Origin of the sequence: Bartonella sp. MU70NMGDW (genome assembly GCF_042194085.1) — a bacterium.
Classification (GTDB): Bacteria; Pseudomonadota; Alphaproteobacteria; order Rhizobiales; family Rhizobiaceae; genus Bartonella; species Bartonella grahamii.
The window spans coordinates 1-2,510 of the sequence record NZ_JBHIMK010000178.1 but is presented as its reverse complement, the minus strand read 5'-3'; the positions used below and the strand labels follow the sequence as shown (position 1 = coordinate 2,510).

At 32.5% G+C, this 2,510-nt stretch carries 1 protein-coding gene and 1 pseudogene; both read right to left on the bottom strand.

Annotated elements, in window-relative coordinates:
• Positions 1-185 (bottom strand): annotated as a pseudogene (locus tag ACFIKE_RS09380) (hypothetical protein); the annotation flags it as partial.
• A 1,883-nt stretch (positions 186-2,068) separates the two neighbouring features.
• Positions 2,069-2,510: PTS IIA-like nitrogen regulatory protein PtsN (gene ptsN / locus ACFIKE_RS09375; RefSeq protein ID WP_375649535.1), on the bottom strand; the 442-nt coding region annotated here is incomplete at its 5' end.

Here is a 2,510-nt window from a genome sequence, read left to right as displayed (position 1 = left end):
TTAACTGTCGTTGGAAGAGCCTTCAAAGGTACCGATAACACATAGCAAATCGTATTTTTGGGCGATTTATAAGAATAAGCCCCCCACGCTTCAAATTGATTTAAACGATTTGGCGTTTGTGCATATGCTGCCCCAGCTGTAACCAGAACCATTACAAATGCAGCAATAACAGTCTTTTCAAACATCTTTATTTAGCTCACTTCTTTAGTCTCTAACAAGATTCTCTTCATTGGAAAAATTCAAAAAACTTCTCTATACCCACGTATCACTGTCCTAATTCCTCCAATAAGCGAAATATTTTCACACCAATCAGAATAGATTTCTACGTTTCATTGTGACCTTTTAGTCGTTACCAAAATATAAACTTCTTATTCAATAACCACATTAAAAAATAACATTTTCATTTTATGCCACTCATTTCGTTGTTTTATAAAAAACGATTTCTTTAAGCAATAGAACTTCAAAACAAGATGAAAATATACCTCTGCTCTGTTAAGAAATAAACTATACTCTTTATATCACAAGAAATCTGCTGCAAAATTTTGCAAATACACCCTGTACTCCCAAAAAATTTCACAGCCTTGCGAATATCACTTCTCGACTTCACACATTCAATACATTTATGTTTGTAAATACCTCAGCTTTCACTCATTATAGTGCATTCATACTCCGTATTCAACATCGTCCCCATATCGCCTTTTCATAATCTTCAAAATATCTTAAAAAAATAATAAACTACTATCAATACATTGGTCATGAAACATAAATTACTTAGATTCTATCTCAACAACTAAATGTAACTTTGTTTCTTTTGTTCCTATTAACTCTTCTTATATATTTCATCTCCAATTGTTAAGTTCTAAAATGATTTTAGTAGCTTATAATAGCTTAAACATATTATTTTAAATGTATTAGACAATTCCTTTCTTCCTGTTACCAAAAATGTCTTAAGAATTTTTTTGACAAGTCCCCTTATCTTATTTCTAAGTAATTTATAAAAAGAAATATAAAAATTTTTTCTATAGAAGTTCTAACATTACCGTTTTTTAAACAACATTTTAATCAATTAAAGGCACTTGAATAAATCTTCCTATGAACAAAAACTCTTTCACCCAACCTAAAGGCATAATTTTCATTATTACCGTACAAAATTATTTTTTAGTATGAGCTCTATACAACAGCTGACATCTAAATCATACCTATTAAAATAATTGATATTCCTATTTTGAAAAAGCAAACCGGCACCATAACACTTTGCCAGCTTCTAATATTGCTACAGCCCTTGGCACTTGAGACGGTTCATAAGAAGCATTTTTACTCCTTGTCTTATACAGTTTTATCCACACGGCTTTCCTCGATTGCAATGTGTAAGTGAATGGTTTTGATTGATTCAACACAAATAGGTTCGGCATGAGGAAATCTTACAATATTCGGATCTCTCATCCAACATGCAAAATTGTGAATTATCTTTTTAAATCAATATATTGACACACACGGGATACAATATCCCTTATTGTCTACTTGAACCTTAATAATATTATCCCTAAATATTTAAATTTAAATTACAAAAAAATTCAATGCACAAATAAACTTTCCTGTTGATTTCTTTCCCGCTTTCAAAGGACGAAGATTCTTAATCCAATCTGGACTGAAAAAGTTTCGATTCTTGTAGAGCGGTCTTCTCTTGTCTTCCCACTCATGTGATTCACTTAACTAAAGGCTCTACAGACAAGTCCTGCTTAAGAATATTTACCACGCACTCTAAAAGCACTTAATATATTAAGAAGACTTAAAGGATTTATCTCACCACACCTCAAATGATAGTATTTTTACAGTATAACAGGATAAAAGAATCCATGAACATAATAATTGGATGCTTTAATATACGAGAACGAGAAAGGACAAGTCCTTCGTTTTTGTTGCTTATTCTTTAACAAGAAGGTTCACTTAGAAATTATTTTTTAAATCTCATGACATAATCTTTTGTTATTAGTCTTAAGATGCAAATTATATTATTTCCCACGCTCTGTGATGCATACCTCGCAATTTATACACTCAATAATACCTTTTAAGCTGCATTTGATTCTGAAGTTTGAATCAATAAAGCATAAAGCGCATTGGCATTATGCGTATTGCGCAACTTTTGCACAACATCAGCATGACGCAAAACACGTGCAATCTGTGATAAAGCTTTTAAGTGATCTGCACCAGCATTTTCAGGTGCCAAAAGGAGAAAAATAAGATCTATAGGTTCGTCATCGAGAGCTTCAAAATCAACAGGACTTTCAAGACGTGCAAATATACCAATAATCCGATTAATATCAGGTAATTTCCCATGAGGAATCGCAATACCACCACCCAAACCCGTTGAACCAAGCTTCTCGCGTTGCAAAACAACATCAAAAATTACATGTTCACTAAGACCTGTCAGCTTAGAAGCCTTTTCGGCTAAAATTTGTAGAACTTGTTTTTTCGAATTAGCCTTAAGAGCCGGGATGATCGCTTCCGGT